This window comes from Pseudonocardia yunnanensis (assembly GCF_039534065.1).
GTDB classification, from domain to species: Bacteria; Actinomycetota; Actinomycetes; order Mycobacteriales; family Pseudonocardiaceae; genus Pseudonocardia; species Pseudonocardia yunnanensis.
The window spans coordinates 111,674-131,791 of sequence record NZ_BAAAUS010000036.1; the positions used below are offsets into that span (position 1 = coordinate 111,674).

Annotated in this window: 19 protein-coding genes; 8 read left to right on the forward strand and 11 right to left on the reverse strand. The window is 70.1% G+C overall.

Annotated elements, in window-relative coordinates; genetic code table 11:
- Position 1 precedes the first annotated feature (1 nt).
- Positions 2 to 490: a DUF2771 family protein gene (locus tag ABD743_RS30940; protein ID WP_344726028.1), complete on the forward strand. Its 489-nt coding sequence runs from the start codon at positions 2 to 4 to the stop codon at positions 488 to 490.
- Between the two features lie 5 nt (positions 491 to 495).
- Here the strand turns inward: ABD743_RS30940 and ABD743_RS30945 are convergent, their stop codons facing one another.
- Both ABD743_RS30945 and ABD743_RS30950 read right to left on the reverse strand, forming a co-directional pair.
- Complete coding sequence (locus ABD743_RS30945; protein WP_241040337.1) at positions 496 to 885, reverse strand: cold-shock protein; 390 nt, start codon at positions 883 to 885, stop codon at positions 496 to 498.
- Positions 886 to 1,069: 184 nt separating this feature from the next.
- Positions 1,070 to 2,731, reverse strand: a complete 1,662-nt coding sequence (locus ABD743_RS30950) for an AMP-binding protein (protein ID WP_344726030.1) — start codon at positions 2,729 to 2,731, stop codon at positions 1,070 to 1,072.
- 138 nt (positions 2,732 to 2,869) lie between these two features.
- On the opposite strand from ABD743_RS30950, the gene serS reads away from it, so the two are divergent.
- Positions 2,870 to 4,150, forward strand: a complete 1,281-nt coding sequence (serS, locus tag ABD743_RS30955) for a serine--tRNA ligase (protein WP_344726032.1) — start codon at positions 2,870 to 2,872, stop codon at positions 4,148 to 4,150.
- Here the strand turns inward: serS and ABD743_RS30960 are convergent.
- Positions 4,147 to 4,428 carry a hypothetical protein gene (locus tag ABD743_RS30960; protein WP_344726034.1) on the reverse strand — a complete coding sequence of 94 codons (282 nt, stop codon included), beginning with the start codon at positions 4,426 to 4,428 and terminating at the stop codon, positions 4,147 to 4,149. The genes serS and ABD743_RS30960 overlap by 4 nt on opposite strands.
- Positions 4,429 to 4,865: 437 nt before the next feature.
- On the opposite strand from ABD743_RS30960, the gene ABD743_RS30965 reads away from it, so the two are divergent.
- Positions 4,866 to 6,548: an HNH endonuclease signature motif containing protein gene (locus tag ABD743_RS30965; protein WP_344726036.1), complete on the forward strand. Its 1,683-nt coding sequence runs from the start codon at positions 4,866 to 4,868 to the stop codon at positions 6,546 to 6,548.
- A gap of 1,092 nt (positions 6,549 to 7,640) precedes the next feature.
- Here the strand turns inward: ABD743_RS30965 and ABD743_RS30970 are convergent.
- Complete coding sequence (locus tag ABD743_RS30970; protein WP_344726038.1) at positions 7,641 to 8,447, reverse strand: FadR/GntR family transcriptional regulator; 807 nt, start codon at positions 8,445 to 8,447, stop codon at positions 7,641 to 7,643.
- A gap of 103 nt (positions 8,448 to 8,550) precedes the next feature.
- On the opposite strand from ABD743_RS30970, the gene ABD743_RS30975 reads away from it, so the two are divergent.
- The 5 genes from ABD743_RS30975 to ABD743_RS30995 all read left to right on the forward strand — a co-directional run bounded on the left by ABD743_RS30975 (position 8,551) and on the right by ABD743_RS30995 (position 14,168).
- Positions 8,551 to 9,621: an ABC transporter ATP-binding protein gene (locus ABD743_RS30975; RefSeq protein WP_344726041.1), complete on the forward strand. Its 1,071-nt coding sequence runs from the start codon at positions 8,551 to 8,553 to the stop codon at positions 9,619 to 9,621.
- An 87-nt stretch (positions 9,622 to 9,708) separates the two neighbouring features.
- A complete protein-coding gene (locus ABD743_RS30980; protein WP_344726043.1) occupies positions 9,709 to 10,911 on the forward strand; it encodes an extracellular solute-binding protein in 1,203 nt (400 codons plus the stop codon).
- A 96-nt stretch (positions 10,912 to 11,007) separates the two neighbouring features.
- Positions 11,008 to 11,874 (forward strand): ABC transporter permease, encoded by an 867-nt coding sequence (locus ABD743_RS30985; protein WP_344726045.1) that lies wholly within the window; start codon positions 11,008 to 11,010, stop codon positions 11,872 to 11,874.
- Positions 11,875 to 11,887: 13 nt separating this feature from the next.
- Positions 11,888 to 12,691 carry an ABC transporter permease gene (locus ABD743_RS30990; RefSeq protein WP_379658896.1) on the forward strand — a complete coding sequence of 268 codons (804 nt, stop codon included), beginning with the start codon at positions 11,888 to 11,890 and terminating at the stop codon, positions 12,689 to 12,691.
- 43 nt (positions 12,692 to 12,734) lie between these two features.
- Entirely contained in the window at positions 12,735 to 14,168 is a 1,434-nt protein-coding gene (locus tag ABD743_RS30995; RefSeq protein ID WP_344726047.1) for an aminobutyraldehyde dehydrogenase, read from the forward strand.
- Between the two features lie 19 nt (positions 14,169 to 14,187).
- Here the strand turns inward: ABD743_RS30995 and ABD743_RS31000 are convergent, their stop codons facing one another.
- From ABD743_RS31000 to ABD743_RS31030, 7 genes are all read right to left on the reverse strand, one after another.
- A complete protein-coding gene (locus tag ABD743_RS31000) occupies positions 14,188 to 15,360 on the reverse strand; it encodes a S8 family peptidase (RefSeq protein ID WP_344726049.1) in 1,173 nt (390 codons plus the stop codon).
- Between the two features lie 160 nt (positions 15,361 to 15,520).
- Positions 15,521 to 15,880, reverse strand: a complete 360-nt coding sequence (locus ABD743_RS31005; RefSeq protein ID WP_344726051.1) for a GntR family transcriptional regulator — start codon at positions 15,878 to 15,880, stop codon at positions 15,521 to 15,523.
- Positions 15,874 to 16,869, reverse strand: a complete 996-nt coding sequence (locus tag ABD743_RS31010; RefSeq protein ID WP_344726053.1) for a hypothetical protein — start codon at positions 16,867 to 16,869, stop codon at positions 15,874 to 15,876. Before ABD743_RS31010 ends, ABD743_RS31005 begins: the two co-directional genes overlap by 7 nt.
- Positions 16,870 to 16,952: 83 nt before the next feature.
- Positions 16,953 to 18,068, reverse strand: a complete 1,116-nt coding sequence (locus ABD743_RS31015; RefSeq protein WP_344726055.1) for a sulfate/molybdate ABC transporter ATP-binding protein — start codon at positions 18,066 to 18,068, stop codon at positions 16,953 to 16,955.
- Positions 18,065 to 18,901 (reverse strand): ABC transporter permease, encoded by an 837-nt coding sequence (locus ABD743_RS31020; protein WP_379658897.1) that lies wholly within the window; start codon positions 18,899 to 18,901, stop codon positions 18,065 to 18,067. Before ABD743_RS31020 ends, ABD743_RS31015 begins: the two co-directional genes overlap by 4 nt.
- Positions 18,898 to 19,677 (reverse strand): molybdate ABC transporter substrate-binding protein, encoded by a 780-nt coding sequence (modA, locus tag ABD743_RS31025; protein ID WP_379658907.1) that lies wholly within the window; start codon positions 19,675 to 19,677, stop codon positions 18,898 to 18,900. The genes ABD743_RS31020 and modA overlap by 4 nt, the downstream gene beginning before the upstream one ends.
- Positions 19,678 to 19,679: 2 nt before the next feature.
- Positions 19,680 to 20,084: a TOBE domain-containing protein gene (locus ABD743_RS31030; RefSeq protein ID WP_344726059.1), complete on the reverse strand. Its 405-nt coding sequence runs from the start codon at positions 20,082 to 20,084 to the stop codon at positions 19,680 to 19,682.
- Positions 20,085 to 20,118 lie beyond the last annotated feature (34 nt).

Sequence of the window (20,118 nt, forward strand, 5' to 3'; positions counted from 1 at the left end):
GGTGCCACGCCGTCTTCGTCACCTGGGCCGCCTTCTCCCGCTTCCGGTCGCAGCACTCGTGCTGGCCGGATGCGGAAGCGCGGCTCCGCCCGAGGTGACGTTCGCGGCCGGGCAGGACACCGCCGTCGCGCGACCCACCCAGTACTGCGACATCAAGCTCACCGACTGCACGGGCGACCCGGGGGCTCCCGTGCGGCTCGCCGTGCCGGTGGGCACCGAGCTCAAGGTGACGGTGCCGCAGGACATCTCCGAGACGCCGTGGCAGGTGGTGTTCACCTACCGCGACCCGAACGGGACGCAGACCGACGGACGCAGCCCCGTGTTCGCCCCGAACGCGCAGAAGGACTACACGCTCGAGCTACCGGCACCGAACGACCGACTCGTCACCGCCCAGGTGCAGCAGTACGGACCGCCGCCGCAGGCCGACCCGGAGACCGGGGAGATCGAGTTCCCGATCCGCGCAAGCTGGGTGCTCAACACGACCGGGTGACGCGGCTACGAGCCGTCGAGGTCCCGCGCGACCGCACGCACCACCTCGGCAGCGAGCTTGGCCGTCTTGCGCTCCGGGTAGCGGCCGCGGCGCAGGTCGGGCTGCACCTTGGTCTCCAGCAGCCGGATCATGTCCTCGATGAGGCTGTGCAGGTCCTCGGCGGGCCGCCGGGTGGCTTCCACGACGGACGGCGGCGTATCGACCAGCCGCACCGACAACGCCTGCGGTCCGCGGCGGCCTTCCGCCATGCCGAACTCGACGCGCTGCCCTGCTTTCAGCGCCTGCACCCCGGCCGGCAGCGCAGCCTTCCGGACGTAGACGTCCTCACCGCCGTCCTGAGCGAGGAACCCGAACCCCTTCTCGGAGTCGTACCACTTGACCCTGCCGGTCGGCACCCTGCTCACCCGTTCCTCGATCGACCCTGCGCCGCGCGGTACCTCTGTGGACCGCACGACGAACGCGCCCCTGATGCCTGGGCCGTCGCTATGTCTGGCCCGTCGAGCGACACCGGGACGCGTGCGACCACCCTAGACCGCGAGCACCCCTTTACGCAGCCGTCGAACGGGAGGAGCCCTGCTCTTACGCGTGATGAGTTCCGGCCACGTCACCGAGATCGAGCAGTTCCACGCTCTTCTCGCGCATCTCGACCTTGCGGACCTTGCCCGTGACGGTCATCGGGAACCCATCGACGACCAGCACATAGCGCGGGATCTTGTAGTGCGCCAGCTTGCCGGCGGCGAACTCCCGGACCGCCTCGGCGGTGAGCTCGGCGGCCCCCTCCCGAACCATTACCCAGGCACACAGCTCCTCGCCGTACTTCGCGTCCGGCACCCCTACGACCTGGGCATCGAGCACGTCGGGGTGTGTGTAGAGGAACTCCTCGATCTCCCGGGGATAGACGTTCTCCCCACCCCTGATGACCATGTCCTTGATTCGCCCGGTGATGTTGACGTAGCCGTCGGAGTCCATCACCCCCAGGTCACCGGTGTGCATCCAACGGGCCCGGTCGATCGCGTCCGCCGTCTTCTCCGGCTCGTTCCAGTACCCGAGCATCACCGAGTAGCCACGGGTGCACAGCTCGCCGGGCTCCCCGCGCGGAAGGGTCAGGCCCGTATCCGGGTCGACGATCTTGATCTCGACGTGCGGGTGCACCCGGCCCACCGTGGAGACCCGGCGCTCCAGCGAGTCGTCGGCCCGGGTCTGCATCGACACCGGCGACGTCTCGGTCATCCCGTAGCAGATCGTCACCTCGGTCATACCCATCCGGTCGACCACCTGCTTCATCACCTCCACCGGGCACGGCGATCCGGCCATGATCCCGGTGCGGAGCGAGGACAGGTCGTAGCTCTCGAAGCCCGGGTCGTTGAGCTCCGCGATGAACATCGTCGGCACCCCGTAGAGCGACGTGCACCGCTCCTGCGCCACGGCCGTGAGCGTGGCCTTCGGGTCGAACCCCGGACCGGGGATCACCATCGTGGCGCCGTTGGTGGTGCAGCCGAGGTTGCCCATGACCATGCCGAAGCAGTGGTAGAAGGGCACCGGGATGCACACCCGGTCCGCGGACGTGTAGCCGCAGAGCCGTCCGACGAAGTAGCCGTTGTTGAGGATGTTGTGGTGGCTGAGCGTGGCGCCCTTGGGGAAGCCCGTGGTACCCGAGGTGTACTGGATGTTGATCGGGTCGTCCGGGCTGAGCTCACCCTGCCGCCGCGCCAGCTCGGCCCGGTCACCCGCACGGCCCGCCGTCACCAGATCGTCCCAGTCCGGCGTGCCGATCAGGATCACCTGGCGCAGCTCGGGGCAGCTCGGCCGGACCTGCTCGATCATCCCCGCGTAGTCGGAGGTCTTGAAGCTGACCGCTGCCACCAGCACCGACACACCGGCCTGCTTGAGCACGAACTCGAGCTCATGGGTGCGGTAGGCAGGGTTGATGTTGACGAGAACGATGCCGATCTTCGCCGTGGCGTACTGGATGAGCGTCCACTCGGCGACGTTGGGAGCCCAGATCCCGACGCGATCGCCCTTCTTCAGGCCCGCCGCGAGCAGGCCCATCGCCACCACGTCGACGTCGTCCCGCAGTTGCGTGTAGGTCCACCGTCGCCCGGTCGGCACCTCCACCAGCGCCTCCCCGTCCGGGTAGGTGGAGGCCGTGCGGTCGAGGTTGTCGCCGATGGTGTCGCCGAGCAGGGGCACGTCGGACGTGCCGGAGGCATACGAGGGGATGGCGGGAGCAGCATCGGACACGGCACGGACCTTTCGTCTGCTTCACGTGCCACTGCTCTGTGACACGACGCATATCCTGCTGCGATCACCATGGGCACCGCCACCTCCAGTAGAGGAGGCGCTCCGGAATGCGGTCGCGCCCGGCGATACCCTCGGGTGATGCATGACCCGCGAGTCCTGCTCGATCCCTCCACCGACGCCGTCCGCAAGCTCGCACGGCGTGGCTTCGCCCTGGACGTCACGTCCCTGGAGAAGTTGCTGTCGCGGCGCAACTCCGCCATCCAGCGCGGCGACGAGGCACGGGCGGAGTCCAAGCGCGTCGCGGCCGCGGTGAAGAGCGCCGGACGTGGAGGCGACCCGCAGGAGCGCGACGCTCTCGTCAGCCGCGCGCGGGAGTTGAAGGGCATCGTCTCGGCTGCCGAGGACGAGCACCGCGAGCTGGAGGCGGAGCTGCAGGACTTCCTGCTGGGCGTGCCCAACCTGCCCAGCGACGACCTGCCCGACGGCGCGTCCGACGAGGACGCCGAGCTGGTCCGCACCTGGGGTGAGCCGCCGACGCTCGACTTCACCCCGCTCGACCACGTCGACCTGGGCGAGAAGCTCGGCATCCTCGACCTGCCGCGGGCCACCAAGCTCGCCGGCCCGCGGTTCGCGATTCTCCGCGGCAAGGGCGCGGCGCTGGAGCGCGCGATCGCCCGCTACCTGCTCGACCTGCACACCGAGCGACACGGCTACGTCGAGTGGTCGGTGCCCACCCTCGTCAATCGCGTCACGATGACGGGAACGGGCCAGCTGCCGAAGTTCGAGCAGGACCTGTTCAAGACCGGCGTGGCCGACCGCGAGCTGTACCTCATCCCCACCGCCGAGGTGCCGCTCACCAACCTGCACGCCAAGGAGACCCTCGCCGTCGAGGACCTCCCGCTGGCCTACACCGCACACACCCCGTGCTTCCGCTCGGAGGCCGGCTCCTACGGGCGCGACACCCGCGGGCTCATCCGGCTGCACGAGTTCTCGAAGGTCGAGCTGGTGCGGATCGTGGAGGCCGAGCGCTCGCGCGACGAGCTGGAGGTGCTCCTCTCGCACGCCGAGGCGGCGATGCAGGGGCTCGGGCTGGCCTACCGCGTGGTCAGGCTGGCGGCGGGCGACATCGGTTTCTCCGCCGAGTTCACCTACGACATCGAGGTGTGGCTGCCCGGCCAGCAGAAGTACCGGGAGATCTCGTCGGTCTCGGACTTCGGCACGTTCCAGGCGCGCCGGGCCGGCATCCGCACGAAGGCCAAGGACGGGGCGCGAGGCTTCGCGGCCACGCTCAACGGCTCGGGCCTGCCGGTCGGCCGCACGCTGGTCGCGATCCTCGAGCAGGGGCAACGGGCCGACGGCTCCGTCCGCATCCCGGACGCGCTGGTGCCCTACACCGGCTTCACCGAGCTGACGCCCTAAGGCTGGTCGGAGGGCTCGGAGGGCTCCGAGGGGAAGTAGTGCAGGTGACGGGCGATCTCCAACGCGCTCGAGCTGATCGAGTCGCGCACCTCGTCACCCCTGGCGATCGAGTCGGCCACCGCGTCGATCAACTTCCCGATCGCGAGCGGAACGAACTCGCTCACCGGGCGGCCGTCGCGAAACTGCGGCACGAACCCACGCAGGGTGTCAGCTGCTTCCCTCAGCTCGTCGACGGGGTCCTTGCGGGAGTCTGACGGCTGCTGTCCAGCGGCATCCATCAATCCATGCTCGCACGGAGCCGACACGTCACGGGCCGACATCGCGAGGGTCACGCTCGGGCGGGTCGACATCGGTGAGCGGCGGGCGGGTCGGCGTTCGGCCGCCACCCCGCATCCCCTCCTCCGGCGAACGGCGTGGACCCCAGGCGCGGGGGGCGGTTGGTGACCAACGCCCCCTCCCCTCCGTCGACGAGACGTGGGGACCCACTCACCGGCGCTGCGGGCGACGACCCCGGGCCGGGGTGCCGTCCTGGCGTCGCGCTGGTCGGTGCCTCTGGGCCGGGCCGCGGCCGATCCGCGAGCGCCGCCATCGAAATGCGCCCCGTCTCGCCTCCCAGCTCCGGCTGCATCGAACGGTCTGCCGACCGTCCGCGCAACTAGTCCGTCACTCGAGCGACGCGCCGGAATTGTCGGGGCCCACAGTTAGACTCGAACACATGTTCGAGAGTGGTGGTGTGGAGACCGCGGACGACCCGCTGACCGCACCGCTGTCGTGGTCCGGGTACGCCCCCGACGGGATCATGACCATGCTCCTGGCCCAGGCCGGGCCGACCTCGGATCGGTTTGAGCTGCTGGAGCGGATCGGGGGTTGGGAGAAAATCATCGCCTGGGCGCAGGCGCGCCAGTACGAGGAGATCTCCCAGTTCGTCGCCTCCGCCGAGGCCAGTCCTGCGGCGGGGTTGAACGCGGCGCAGGCGGTGGAGTCGGCGCAGGCCGAGGTCGCGTTGATGCTGCGACTGTCCCCGGGTGGCGCGGCGTGGCGGGTCGGTGAGGCCCGACAGTTGGTGGAGGAGTTCCCGGCCACGTTCGCCGCCTTGCATGCCGGGGCGATCACGCTGGCCAAGGCGCGGATCATCACCGAGGGCTGCGCGGATCTGGACGCGGCTGGTGCGGCGGTGGTGGAGCAGAAGGTATTGCCGCGGGCGCCGGGGCAGACCAACGGCCAACTGCGTGCCGCGGTCCGACGGGCGGCGCTGCGGGTGGACGGCGAGGCCGCGCTGCGGCGGCGGGAGCGCAAGCAGCGCGAACGCGGGGTGGTGCTCTACCCGGAACGCGACGGCATGGCCACCCTCTCGGCCACCCTGCCCGCAGCTGAGGCGGTGGGCACCTTCGCCGTGCTGGATCAACACGCCCGCGGGTGCGGCAGCACCGATGAACGGCCGATGGCGGCGCGGCGGGCGGATGCCCTGGTGGATCTAGTGTTGCGCGAGACCGGGTTCTGCAGCAACGCCAGCCAACAAGCGGCCGAGAACAGCGTCGCCGCCGCGGAAGCGACCGACCCGCAAGCCGGTGGCACATCCGCCGCAGTCACGACGGTCGCCGCGGCGACCGGCACCGCTCCGACCGATCCCATCTTGGATGCGATCGGGTCCGCTGACGGTAAGCGGAGCGATCCCGGCCCTGCTGAGGCCCAAGCAGCTGCCGCCCGCACCGCGACCGGCACGCCGACCGACACCACCCCGACCGCAAGTCCGGCCGGCTTCCTGAACGACGGCTTCCCGATCTCCCGGCCGGGATCGCCGCCACCGGGGTCGGACCGGCTTCCCGGGGTCGCACCCGCGGGAGGCGTGCCCGCGGTGACCAACAAGGTGTCGGTCCAGATCCGGGTCACCGTCCCGCTCGACACCCTGCGCGGAACCAGCAACGAACCCGGCGAACTCGCCGGCTACGGCCCCATCCCCGCCGAACAAGCACGAGAACTGGCCGCCGACCCCGACAGCGTCTGGCGGCGACTGGTCACCGACCCCTTCAGCGGCGCCCTGCTCGACTACGGCACCACCCGCTACCGACCACCACCACACCTGGCCGAACACCTCATCGCACGGCACCAGTACTGCCAACACCCCGGCTGCCGCGTCCCCGCACACCTGTGCGACCTGGACCACAACCAGCCCTTCGACCCCGCCAACGGCGAAGGCCCCACCTCGGCGGCCAACCTGGGACCGAAATGCCGGCCACACCACCGGTTGAAGGGCTATCCGGGGTGGAGCGTCACCCAGTACGTCGACGGATCGATCATCTGGACCACACCCAGCGGACACACCTACCGGGTCGACCCACCACCACTCACCGAACCCCGCACCACCACGGCAACCGACGACGAGCCACCACCGTTCTGAGCGCGGGGCGACCCGCCCGCCCACAGCCCTCGGGTCGGACGAGGGGCACCCCGAGCGCCACCTGGTGACCGATGGCGGCCACCAGGCACGTCTGTGTGCGGCATACCGGGGTTCGCCGAGGTTGATCGCGGCCACGCCGATCTCGGCGAGAAGAGCACTGCGGACGCGTCGGGCGCCGACTCGGCCGGCGTGGCGCCGTTCGTCGATCGCCCGACTCCGACACACGCCCCTCCGTCACCGCGCCCCGAAGCAAGGACAGTCCCGCCGACGGACCGGCGGCCACAGCGCCGCTGGGCGTTCCTACAGGAGGCGAGCAGTCATATCGACCAGAACGGATCATCCTCTCGTGCAGATCAATCGGAACAAGCGTGCGTCTTGGTCTAATCAGCCGAACAGGGCTGAACCGAACAGCGGATCGTGATCGCGTCCGTTCAGCAGAGCGCCTCCGGCCCGCCGCCAGGTGACGCGAGGCGGCCGCCGAGCCAACCCTGTCGAGCGAGGAGACTGAGGCCCCATCGCTCGGCATACGGTCGACGCCTCCGGCGCCGATACCGAGACCGAAAGTCCGATGATCACCGGAAACAACCCACCCGACGACGTGTCACTAAGTATTGACACGATGAGTAAGGGCTTGCCCTGGCACTAGGGAGATTTACCGAGTTCAGTTCGTAGAAATATTCTACGAATGCGACTGTTGCCGATTCCGGGAGGGTCACAGAAGGCCTGCCGAGAATCTCCCCGGGGAGAACTGTCGACCGGAATTGAAATGCGACCACAGCGCCTATCGGATCCCCGGGCGCCGGTGCAGTTCAGCGTTTTCGCACGCCCGTTCCACCCATGGCGCAGTCATGTCCGCGCCGGCCCGGCCACGAGCCCGGGGGCCGTTCGCTCCCACCCTGCTGGACCACGAGCCCGGAGCCGACCAGTGGCGTACCGGGCATCCTCAGGACCGAGGCGACCACCCGAGATCGGCGCGGTACCGGCGTGCAGCCGCGACCGGGGCGCGATGCAAGCCGGCCGACGGCAGCAACGCGCTGTCGCACAGCTACGGGACCTGGTCGACCAGCGCCTGAACAGGGGCTGTCCGCGTCGTCACCAGGCGCGTTCCTCGGCCGCCGCCCTGCCGGGTGCGCTGTCGTCCTCGCCCTCCGCCATGAGGGTGAGCTGAAGCGCAATGGCCCTGGTCAGCGCAGCGTAGACGTGGGCAGCGGCGTGGGATCGGGCGCGCGTGCCGTCCCCCGCGACCACGGCGGCGAGGATCTCGCGGTGGCGCCGCAGCACCTCGGCGCGGTCGGCGCCGCTGGCGGTGGCGAGCCACAACAGGGGCGCCACCTCGGACTGCAGGGTGATCGTCGCGCGGGTGAGGCGGGGTGACTGCGCTGCGGCCGCCAGCTCCACCTGGAAGCGAGACTCGGCCCGACGCCGCTCGGCGGCGTGGGTGGCGCACTCCAGGTCCGAAACAGTGGCAGTGATCAACGCCACCTCCTGCTCACCGGCGCGGTAGGCCGCGAGCAGGGCGCTGGTGCCGCTGATCGCCACGTAGTGGTCTGCCAGGTCACGCAGCTCCGACGGGCTCACCTCGCGCAACCGGTCATGGAGGAGCTCGGATGCCCCGCCACGGACGTCCCGAACGAAGCTGCCGCCCCTCCGGCCCCGGCGGGTGACGACCAGACCTTGTTCGCGCAGCGTCGTGAGCGCTTCACGAATGGTCACCGGGGAGACCCCGAAGGATTCTGCGAGGTCACTCTCGCTGGGCAGGTGCTCGTCGGGGACCAGCAGACCGAGGCGGATACCCTCCGACAGCCGACGCACTACCGCGTCGGCGCGCTTACTGACCTCGAGGGGGGCGAAGACCCCAGCTTTACCTCCCACCGTCGGCGTTGGCCTGTCCCTGCGCACCCGTCCCATCTCCTCTGTGCGGCGGAGAGGCCAGGCTGGCACAGCATTTGACTCAAAACATATAAACTCATAGGTTATCCTCGAATATCACTCGGAGGGGTGCGTGCCGTCTGTTGCTCGATCCGTCCCGGTCACGCCGCAGCAGCACACCGGCGAGATTCCGGCGATCTCCCTGCGCGGTGTCCGCAAGGAGTTCTCAGGTGGAGTGGTCGCGGTCCACGACCTGGACCTCGACATCGCCGAGGGTGAGTTCGTCACGCTGCTAGGCCCGTCGGGCTCGGGGAAGACCACAGTTCTGCGCTTGATCGCCGGCTTCGAGCAGCCCACGGCCGGCACGGTGCTGCTGCGTGATCGCGACGTCACGGCGGCTCCGCCGTTCGACCGCGATGTGCACACCGTGTTCCAGGACTACGCGCTGTTCCCGCACCTGTCGGTACTGCGGAACGTCGAGTACCCCCTGCGGATCGCACGTGTCCCGCGTGCCGAGCGCCGGGAGCGCGCGCTCGCCGCGCTGGCCACCGTGCGCCTGGAGGGGCTGGAGGACCGCAACCCCACGGCGCTCTCCGGCGGGCAGCGCCAGCGGGTCGCGCTGGCCCGCGCGCTGGTCGACCGGCCCGCGGTCCTGCTGCTCGACGAGCCGCTCGGCGCGCTCGACCTGAAGCTGCGCGAGCAGATGCAGATCGAGCTCAAGGAGATCCAGCGCTCTTCCGGCATCACGTTCGTGTTCGTCACGCACGACCAGGACGAGGCATTGACCCTGGCCGACCGCACGATCGTCTTCTCGGAAGGTCGCGTGGCGCAGGCCGGGTCCCCGCAGGAGGTCTACGAGCGCCCGACGTCGTCGTTCGTCGCCGGGTTCGTCGGCACCTCGAACGTGCTGGCCGGGGAGGCCGCCGAGTCGGTGCTCGGTCGTGATGGCAGCTGGAGCATCCGGCCGGAGAAGATCAACGTCGCCGCCGCCGACACCCCGGCCGTCCCAGATCGGACGAGCGCTGACGGAGTCGTCGAAGAGCTCGTCTACACCGGGGCCACCACACGTTGCGTCGTCGCCCTCGAAGCCGGTGGGGTGCTGTCCGCGCTACTGCTCAACGGTGGCGCGGACGGGCAGCCGCTCAGCCGCGGCCAGGCAGTCCGGCTCTCGTGGAAGCCGGAGCACGAGATCCGTCTCATGTGAGCCACCTCGGGGGAGTGTGCCCCGGGGGATAACGAGGCGCGCCGTCGCCCGACCGCGCTGCTGAGAGAACGGGAGAGAGAGATCCATATGAGATGTCAGACAGCGCTGCGTACAGTCGCGCTGGTCGGAGCCCTCGGGCTGGCACTCGCCGCGTGCGGCAGCAGTGAGGACACTGCTCCGGTTCTGGACGACTCCCCGCCGGAGGCCACCGCCTACGCCGGTCCCGTCGGACAGGGCGAGGGGGCGCTGTCCGTGCTCGCGTGGCCGGGCTATGCCGAGGACGGGACGACCGACCCGGCCGTCGACTGGGTCACCCCGTTCGAGCAGGCCACCGGTTGCCAGGTGACGGTCAAGACGTTCGCCACCTCGGCCGAGGCCGTGCAGCTGTTCTCCTCGGGCGAGTACGACGTGGTCTCGGCGTCCGGTGACGCGTCGCTGCGACTCGTCTACGGCGACCGCGTGCAGCCGGTCAACACCGACCTGGTCCCCAACTACGCGGACATCCTGCCCGACCTGAAGAACAAGCCCTGGAACACCGTCGCCGGGAAGACCTACGGCATCCCGCACGGCCGTGGGGCGAACCTGCTGCTCTACAACCTCGCCACGCACCCCACCCCGCCCACGTCGTGGTCGGACATGTGGGAGCCCGGCTCGCCTGCGGCCGGCAAGCTCAGCGCCTACGGCGACGCGATCTACATCGCCGACGCCGCTGTCTACCTGATGGCGAAGCGGCCGGAGCTGGGGATCAAGAACCCCTACGCTCTCGACCAGACGCAGTTCGACGCCGCGATCGCGCTGCTGCGCCAGCAGAAGCCGATGCTGGGCGAGTACTGGGGCGACTACGTGAAGCAGGGCCAGGGCCTCGCTTCCGGCACCCTGTCGGAGGGGATGGGCTGGCAGCTCACCGCGAACCTGGCCAACACCGACGCCACCACGGTGGGCACCACGAAGCCCGTCGAGGGAGCGACCGGCTGGTCGGACACGTGGATGGTCAAGAAGAACACCGAGCACATCAACTGCGCCTACCAGTGGCTGAACCACATCGTCTCCCCCGAGGCGAACGCGCAGGTGGCGGAGTACTTCGGTGAGGCCCCGGCCAACACGAAGTCGTGCGCGCTGACCAAGAACCCGGACCACTGCACCCAGTACCACGCGCAGGAGACGGGCTTCTGGGACAACGTCTACTACTGGACGACCCCCATCGAGCAGTGCATCGACGGTCGCCGGGACGTGGAGTGCATCGGCTACGACGACTGGGTCCGTGCCTGGACCGAGCTCCAGAACAGCTGAGCCAGCACCACAGATCGACACCCGCGGCCGGGTGTGACTCACCACGGTGGGTCACACCCGGCCGTACCTCGCATCGTGGAGGAGATCTTGTCCAGCGTGACAAGCACCCCGGCGCCGCCCGCCCTGTCGCGGCGCCTGCAGGCGGTGCTGCACCGTCGACCGGCCCTTCGCCTCACCGGTCTGCTCACGCCCGCGCTCGTCTGGCTCGTCCTCTTGTACATCGCGCCGCTGGCCCTGCTGCTGGCCACGGCCTTCTTCAGCACCAACAGCTTCACCGGGCGGATCGAGTACGAGTTCTCCACCGACAACGTCGTCGACGTCCTGACCACGCCGGAGTACCTGCTCACCGCTCTGCGCACGGTGGGGGTGGCGGCGGGCGTCACGCTGCTCTGCGTCCTGCTCGCGCTCCCGCTGGCGGCCTACATGGCGCTCGTGGCACGTCCGCGCTCGCGCCCGGTGCTGGTGGCACTCGTGCTGACCCCACTGTGGGCGTCGTACCTGGTCAAGATCTACGCGTGGCGCATGCTGCTCGTGCCGGAGGGCGGTCTCCTCGGCTCACTGAGCCCGGGCTACGGCTGGATCGCCGTGATCGTGACCCTCACCTACCTCTGGCTGCCCTACATGGTGCTGCCGGTGTACGCAGGGATCAGTTCGATGCGTGGCTCGTTCCTCGAGGCCACCGCGGATCTCGGCGCCCGCCCGTGGACGTCGTTCCGCACCGTGATGCTGCCGCTGCTCGCGCCGGCGATCGCCGCCGGCTCGGTGTTCACGTTCTCGTTGTCGCTCGGCGACTACATCACGGTGCAGACCGTCGGCGGCACCCATCAGATGCTGGGCAACATGGTCTACTCGACGTTCTCGGTCGACCTCCCGTTCGCCGCAGCCGTGGCCATCCTGCCGCTGATCGTGATGGCGGCCTACCTGCTGACGATCCGGCGCACCGGCGCCCTGTCCCGGCTCTAGGAGGGCGGCACCCGTGATCCTGTCCACCCCGGCCCGTTGGCTGTTGCGCGCCGCCGCCGCCGGCGTCCTGACGTTCGTCTACGTGCCGCTACTGCTGGTGATCCTCAACTCGTTCTCGACGAGCAGGGTGTTCGCGTGGCCGCCGCCGGGCCTCACCCTGCACTGGTGGCAGGTCACCGCCACCAACGACGGCGTGCGCGCGGCCCTGCTCACCTCGGTGGAGGTGGCGCTGTTGGCCACGCTCGTCGCCGTGGTCCTCGGCACCCTCGCGTCGCTGGCGCTCACCCGTTACGAGTTCTTCGGCCGCGACGCCGTGTCGCTGCTCGTGGTGCTGCCGATCGCGCTCCCGGGCATCGTCACCGGTATTGCACTGAACACGATGTTCACCCAGGTTCTGGGCGGCCTCACCTTCTTCACGCTGGTAGCGGGCCACGCCACGTTCTGCATCGTGATCGTGGTGAACAATGCCTCCGCGCGGTTGCGGCGGATGGCGGGCACGCTGGAGGAGGCCTCGATGGACCTCGGAGCCACGCCGTGGGCCACCTGGCGACACGTCACCTTCCCGGCGCTGCGAGGCGCCATCGTTGCCGGTGCCCTGCTGGCGTTCGCGCTGTCCTTCGACGAGATCATCGTCACGACGTTCACCGCGGGACCGGGCATTCAGACGCTGCCGCTGTGGATCTTCCAGAACCTGTTCCGTCCCAACCAGCTGCCGGTGGTCAACGTCGCGGCCGCGGTGCTGGTCGTGATCTCGGTGCTCCCGGTCTACCTGGCCAACCGGCTGTCCGGTGACTCCGCCGGCGCAGCGACGAAGTAAGCGCGGCTACCAAGTGAACAACACGAAGTGAGAGGGGCCCGTCATGCAGACGTTCCACAACATCGTCGACGGTAAGCCAGCACCCGCGGCCGACGGGCGCACCCTCGACATCTCGGACCCGAAGACGGGTGAGGTGTACGCAACCTCGCCGCTCTCCGGGCCCGCCGACGTCGACGCGGCCTACCGCAGCGCCCGGCGCGCGTTCGACGAGGGCTGGCGCGACACCACGCCGAGCGACCGCATGAACGCGCTGCTCACGATGGCCGACGCGGTCCAGGCCCACGGCGAGGAGCTCGTCGAGATCGAGGCGCGCGACACGGGCAAGCCCACCGGGCTGACGCTGTCGGAGGAGATCGGCCCGATGGTCGACCAGCTCCGGTTCTTCGCCGGTGCCGCCCGGCACCTCGAGGGCCGCTCCACGGGCGAGTACATGGAGGGGCATTCCTCGTCGATCCGTCGGGAACCGCTCGGGGTGATCGGCTCGATCACGCCGTGGAACTACCCGATGATGATGGCGATCTGGAAGATCGGCCCGGCGATCGCCGCGGGCAACACCATGGTGCTCAAGCCGTCCGACACCACTCCGGCCAGCACGGTCCGGCTCGGTGAGCTGTTCTCCGAGGCGCTTCCTCCCGGCGTGCTCAACGTCGTGTGCGGCGACCGCTCCACCGGTGTCGCGATGAGCGAGCACCCGATCCCGGCCATGCTGGCGATCACGGGCAGCATCCCGGCAGGCAAGTCGGTGGCCGCCGCCGCGGCGTCCCGCGTCGCCCGGGTGCACCTCGAGCTCGGCGGCAACGCGCCGGTCATCGTGTTCGACGACGTCGACGTCAAGGCCGCCGCGGCCGACATCGCCGTGGCCGGGTTCTTCAACGCCGGTCAGGACTGCACCGCGGCCACCCGCGTGATCGCGCACGCCGACGTGGCCGACGCGCTCGCGGAGGCACTGGCCGCCGAGGCCGGCGGCGTTCTGTTCTCCCGTGACGAGCAGACCGGCGCCGAGGACCTCTTCATCCCGCCGCTGAACAACCCGGACCAGCTCTCGAAGGTCTCGGGTCTGCTCGACCGGGTGCCCTCGCACGCGCGGGTGCTCACGGGTGGTGCGCCGGCCGACGGCCCGGGCTGGTTCTACCCGCCGACCGTGGTGAGCGGGCTGCAGCAGGACGACGAGATCGTGCAGACCGAGGTCTTCGGCCCGGTCATCACGGTGCAGACGTTCACCGACGAGGACGAGGCCGTCGCGTTCGCCAACGGCACGCCTTACGGCCTCGCGTCGAGCGTCTGGACGAGCGACCACTCCCGCACGATCCGGCTGTCGCGTGCCCTGGACTTCGGCTGCGTCTGGGTCAACTGCCACATCCCGCTGGTCGCGGAGATGCCGCACGGCGGGTTCAAGGAGTCCGGCTACGGCAAGGACCTGTCGGGGTACTCGCTCGAGGACTACACCCGGATCAAGCACGTCATGAGCAAGTACTGAAGGCTCGGTACCTGACTCGTCACAGGCCGCCCGTGAAGAGCAGGAGGTTCGGGGTGCCATCCGCGCCGCCGCCGTCGATGACGCCCGGTGTCGCGCTGCCCACGATCCACTGCTCCACGGTGCTGCTGGGCGCGTCACCGTAGGTCTGCTTGTAGAGGGCCGCCACCCCGGCGGCGTGCGGCGCGGCCATCGACGTGCCGGTGTAGGACGCCGTGCCGCCGCCGGGGAAGGTCGACCTGATACCCGTACCCGGGGCGTAGAGGTCCACGCAGTCTCCCGTGGAGGACCTCGGACCCCGGTCGTCGTCGATGGTCGAGTTCGCCACGACCAGCACACCCCGCGATGCGCGCGGCGCGGACCCACAATCGTTCGAACCGGAGTTGCCCGCGGACGAGGCCACGAAGACGCCCCGGTTGACGAGTTCCGTCACCGCTGACGTGAGCACATCCGACTGGCCGTAGCTCCACGACATCACCGCGACGGACGGGCCCCGGTGGTCCCTGGCCACGTAGTCGATACCCGCGAGCAGGGACGACAAGGAGCCCGAGCCACTGCAGTCGAGCACCTTGACCGAGCGCAGCTGCGCCTCCTTGGCCACCCCGTAGTGGTAGGAGCCGGCGATGCCGGCTACCACGGTGCCGTGGCCGTCGCAGTCGCCGTTGACGTCGTCCGCGGAGTTCATCCCGACCGTGGCCCTCCCGGTGAACTCGGGATGGGTCGTGTCGATGCCGGTGTCCAACACGTAGATCGTCACCCCGGCGCCCGTCGCCCGCGTGGTGAATCGGCCGTCGAGTGGGAGCCCGCGCTGGTCGATGCGGTCGAGCCCCCAGTTGGGCGGGCTGTCCTGGACGCCTTCGAGCGCCTTCTGCCCTCGGAGGGCCCGCGGCACGAGCACGTCCAGCCTGCGGTCCTCCTCGAAGCCGACCACGCCGGGCAGCGCGCCGAGCCGTTGGACCTGGGCCTGATCGAGGCCGGCGGCGAAGCCCGCGAACGCCTGGTCGAACGTGACCGTCGGCCGGACACCGAGTGCACCGACGACGGCGCCCGTGTCGGCCGCGGAGCGGGTGTGCACCACGTACTCGACGGTCCGGGGCGACTCGACGAGCGCCTCCGCACTCCCGGGGCTCACGAACGCACCGAGGAGCGCGAGTGCAGTCGCCACCGGGGCGATCCACGAGGGCAGGCGCGTCACGTGGAGCGACGCTACGGATACAGCAAGTTTGGGAACAGAGACACGATAGGGGCGTAAGTTACGGATGTGACGGAGCCGCGTTGCACTGCGTCATCCGTGACTACGCAGAGCAGCGGATGACCGGCGGATCCGGCCCCTCGACGGATCCGCCGGCCCATCGCTATCCCTGTTGGAACGCGCTTCGGACGAGACCCAACACGTCCTGCTCACCGAGGCCCATGCTGCGGGCGAGATCCACCAGCTCGGCCGCACGTTCGGCGATCCTCGCCTGGCCGCTCGTCGCCGCCGAGGTGAGCACGGCGCCGCGACCCCTGCGCAGATCCACCAGACCCTCGTCCCGTAGTCGCTGGTAGCCGCGCAGCACGGTGTGCAGGTTGATTCCCAACGACTCGGCGACCTCCCGGGCCGGCGGCAGCTTCTCCCCCGCCACCACCTGCCCCTCGGCGATCGCCCGCCGCACCGAGGCGGCCACCTGGTCGCCCAGCGGTACGGCGGACGTCGGGTCGATGCGGATCAGCAACGGTCGTCGCCCGCCGTGGCGCGCCGCCGGTCGAGCTGGGTGTTGACCAGGCCAGCGGCCGTGGCCGCGCCGGGCACGGTGACGATGAACTCGCGCCCGTTGGACAACCGCAGCCGCAGCACCTCTCCACCCGCCGTCGCCCGGTAACCCGACTCGTGCGGCATGTGGAACGCGCCGTACGTAGCGCGGGGCAGGGCGCGCGGGTCAAGAGTGCCCGCCCTCGCTTCGACGACGGTGCGCAGCTCCGCACCGACGAGGACCCTACGGAACAGCGGCTGGATGACCTGGACGCCGTGCTCGTTGACCAGGACCCGGGCCCAGGACTGCGCGGCCGCGATGATCGCCACGAGCGCGAAGAGCGCGACGATGATGTAGGTCCCCGACCCGAACACCGCCTGCCAGACCGCCAACACGGCCCAGAGAAGCGCGGACGCGACGCCGCGGCGAGAGAGCACCGTCCGCGCGAACAGGGCCCGCTCGCCATCGGAGAGCTGGAGGCGAGGCGCACCCGGCCGAGGGCCCCCTGCCGCTTCGGGCTGCTCCGGATCGGGACCCATCGCCCACCACGAGACCAGTGCTACGACCGCCAGCACGGGCACGACAGCGAACGGCGATGTCCACCACAGGGCGGGCCGGGCGGGCGGGCCGGCGAGGTCCAGGTTGCGCACAACAAGCTGGAGCACGTAGCCGACGATCAGAACCGACCCGACCCACGTGGTCGCAGCGATCCATCGTTGGCCGCCTTGAACTCTGCGACGCACATACAGCCAGACGACTCCCCAGATCAGGGCGAGCACCGACCAGACGAGGCCCTCCGCGAGCACTCTGCTCCAGGGCATCGCCTCGACGACTCCGCCCGCTCCGTCCACCCGATCCGGAAGCCGATGGGCGAGCGCGGCGTACACGCCCACCACGACCGCAGCGGCTACCACGGGCGGCACGAGCGTGACCATCGCGCGCCGGTACGTCCCCCCGAACTGACCAGCCATGATTCCCCCTCCTGAAGACTTGTTCGCAAACAACTATAACAAGTCACGGATCTTGGGGCGAGATGGTTCAACGGAACCGGAGATCAGCTGGCCGCGTGGATCGCCACCTCGGCGGCCTTGACCGCGAACCACAGCTCCGCTCCCGGCTCGACGGCGAGATCGGCCATCGCCGCGGGCGTCACGTCGGCAGCCAGCCCGTCCACCCAGTGCGGGCCGCCGGGCATCGCTCTGGCACGCAGCCGCACCATGTCGCCGCGCGGCTCGATCGCCGCCAGACGCACCGGCAGGACATTGCGCGGGCTGCCGTGCGGCCGATCCGCGAAGACCGCCACCGCCGAGGGCGGGAACACCGCAACCGCGGGTTCGCCGGTCACGGGAACCTCGCCGTCGCGACCGGACATGCCCGACACGACCAAGCCGTCGGCCGTCCGCAGCCCTTCGGGGCACGCCGTGCCCGGCACGAGGTCCAGGCCGGCGATCCGCGCCGTGAACGAGCTGCGCGGGCGGGCGAGCACGTCCCGGACGGGGCCCTCTTCCACCACATGACCCTGGGTCAGCACCACGACGTGATCGGCCAGCACGAGCGCGTCGAGCGCGGAGTGGGTGACCAGGACGGCGGTCTGTTTGGGGCGGTTCCCCCGCTCACCGCGCAGCATCTGGCGCAGCAGCGAGCGCATCGCCGGAGTGGCGTCGACGTCGAGCGCCGCCAGCGGCTCGTCGAGCAGCAGAAGGCCTGGGTCCGGCGCCAGGGCGCGCGCCAGCGCCACGCGCTGCTGCTGGCCACCGGACATCCGGGCCGGTCGCCGGTCGGCGAGCTCCGCCACACCGACCGCTTCGAGGAGCTCGCGGGCCCGCTGCTCGGCCTCGCGGCGCGGCACGCCGTGTGCCCGGGGACCGAAGGCGACGTTTCCGATGGCCGTCAGGTGCGGGAACAAGAGGGCCTGCTGTGCCAGCAATCCCACTCCGCGCTGGTGGGGCGGCACGAGCACATGTGATGCCGCGTCGGTCATCAGCCCGTCCCCGACCCGGACATGCCCTTCGTCCGGGCGCAACAGGCCGGCCAGCACTCCGAGCAGCGTCGACTTGCCCGACCCATTGGGGCCGAGCACCGCCAGCACCTCCCCCGACTCGACCCGGAGGGCCACGTCGAGGGTGAACGCCGCGCGGCGCACGACGACGCGCGCGTCGAGGCCGCTCACCGGACTTCGACGGTGCGTGGCGCCGCCACCGCGATCACCGCGACGGCCACCACGACCAGCAGCAACGACAGCGCCACCGCTGCTTCCACGTCGGTCTCCCGCAACTGGTAGACCAGCAGCGGCAGCGTCTGGGTGGTGCCCTGAAGGCTCCCGGCGAAGGCCACTGTCGCCCCGAACTCGCCGAGGCACCGGGCGAACGCCAGCACCGCACCGGAGGCGAGCCCCGGAAGAACCAGCGGCACCGTCACGCGCCGGAAGGCCAGCCCCGGCGACGCCCCGAGCGTGGCCGCCACCGCCTCGTAGCGCCGGCCGGCGGTGCGCAGCGCGCCCTCCATGCTGACGACGAGGAACGGCAGCGCCACGAACGTCTGCGCCAGCACCACGGCGGTCGTGGTGAACGGGATCGTCACGCCGAACGCGAGATCCAGTCCGCGACCGATGAACCCGGTGCGCCCGAGCAGGTACAGCAACGCCAACCCACCCACGACGGGAGGGAGCACCAGCGGCAGCAGCACCACCGAACGCAGCAGTCGCAGGCCGGGCAGCCTGCTGCGCGCCAGCACCACGGCGAGCGGGCCACCGAACATGATGCAGAGCAACGTCGATATCGACGCGGTGATCAGCGACAGCCTCAGTGCGTCGAGCGCGGCGGGGCTGACCAGCTGCGCCGGCACCTGCGGCCAGTCGGCCTTGATCGCGAGCCCGAGCACCGGCAGCGCGATCAGCGCGAAGGCCAGCCCGGCGGGTACCCACAGCAGACGGGGAACTCCGACGCCGATCTCGTGGTCATCGGGCCGGCGTCGGGTCGGCGTCTCGCCGAGGGTTGTGGTCACGGTGTTCCGAAGCCTGCCGCCTGCAGCGCCTTCTGACCCTGCTCACCGGTCACCAGGCTCACGAACGACTCCGCGAGCTGCTGCTGCGGGGCGTTCTTGAGCGTGGCGATCGGGTAGTTCGTGGTGGCCTGCTCGGCCTCCGGGAAGTTCACGCCCTGCACCTGGGATCCGCCCGCCGTGACGTCGGTGACGTAGACGAGGCCGGCATCGGCGTTGCCGGTGGTGACCTTGCCGAGGACGTTCTTGACGTCGGTCTCCTCGCTGACCGGCTTGATGTCGACGCCCGTCGAGGTCTCGACCTTCTGGGCAGCGGCACCGCAGGGAACCTGCGGGGCGCAGACGACGACCTTGAGGTCGGGGTTCGCGAGGTCGGCGAAGGACGTGATGCCCTTCGGGTTGCCCGGCACGGTGGCGATCTCGAGCACGTTCTTGGCGAAGATCGTGGGCGCCCCGTTGGTGAGCCCGGCGTCGGTGACCGTCTTCATCGTGGCGTCGCTCGCCGAGGCGAACACGTCGGCGGGCGCCCCGTTGACGATCTGCTGCGCCAGGTCGGACGAGCCGCCGTAGCTCATGACGACGTCCACGCCGGGGTTGTCGGTCTCGAACTGCTTCTCCAGCTCACCGAACGTCTCGGTGAGCGACGCGGCGGCGAGGACTGTGAGGGTGCGCTTCTCCGGCGTGGGCGCACCGCCGGCGTTCGTGTCGCTCGGCGCCCCGCCGCCACATCCGGCTAGCAGCACCAGCCCGGCCGCCGCTGTGGCGGTCAGCATCCGCATTCTCATGAACTTCCTCCGGGGGTCTCGATGACGACCGTGGTCGACTTGATCACTGCGACGGCCAGGGCGCCGGGCTCGAGCCCCAGCTCCCGCACTGCCTCACTGGACATCAGGGACACCACCCGGTGCGGCCCGCACTGCATCTCGACCTGGGCCATCACCGTGTCGGTGATCACCGACGTGACCAGCCCGACGAACCGGTTGCGCGCCGAGCTCTGCACGTCGGAGGGGTCGGGTGGCGTGTGTGCGTGTTCGCGGGCGAACGCGGCGAGCGCCGCGCCGTCGATGACCTTGCGGTTCGAGGCGTCGGGCTGGACCGGAAGTGTTCCGGCGTCGACCCAGCGACGAACGGTGTCGTCGCTGACTCCGAGCAGACGCGCGGCGTCGGAGATCCTGAATTGCGGCACGTCGCAGATCCTAAAGCCGCGAATGCGACTTCGC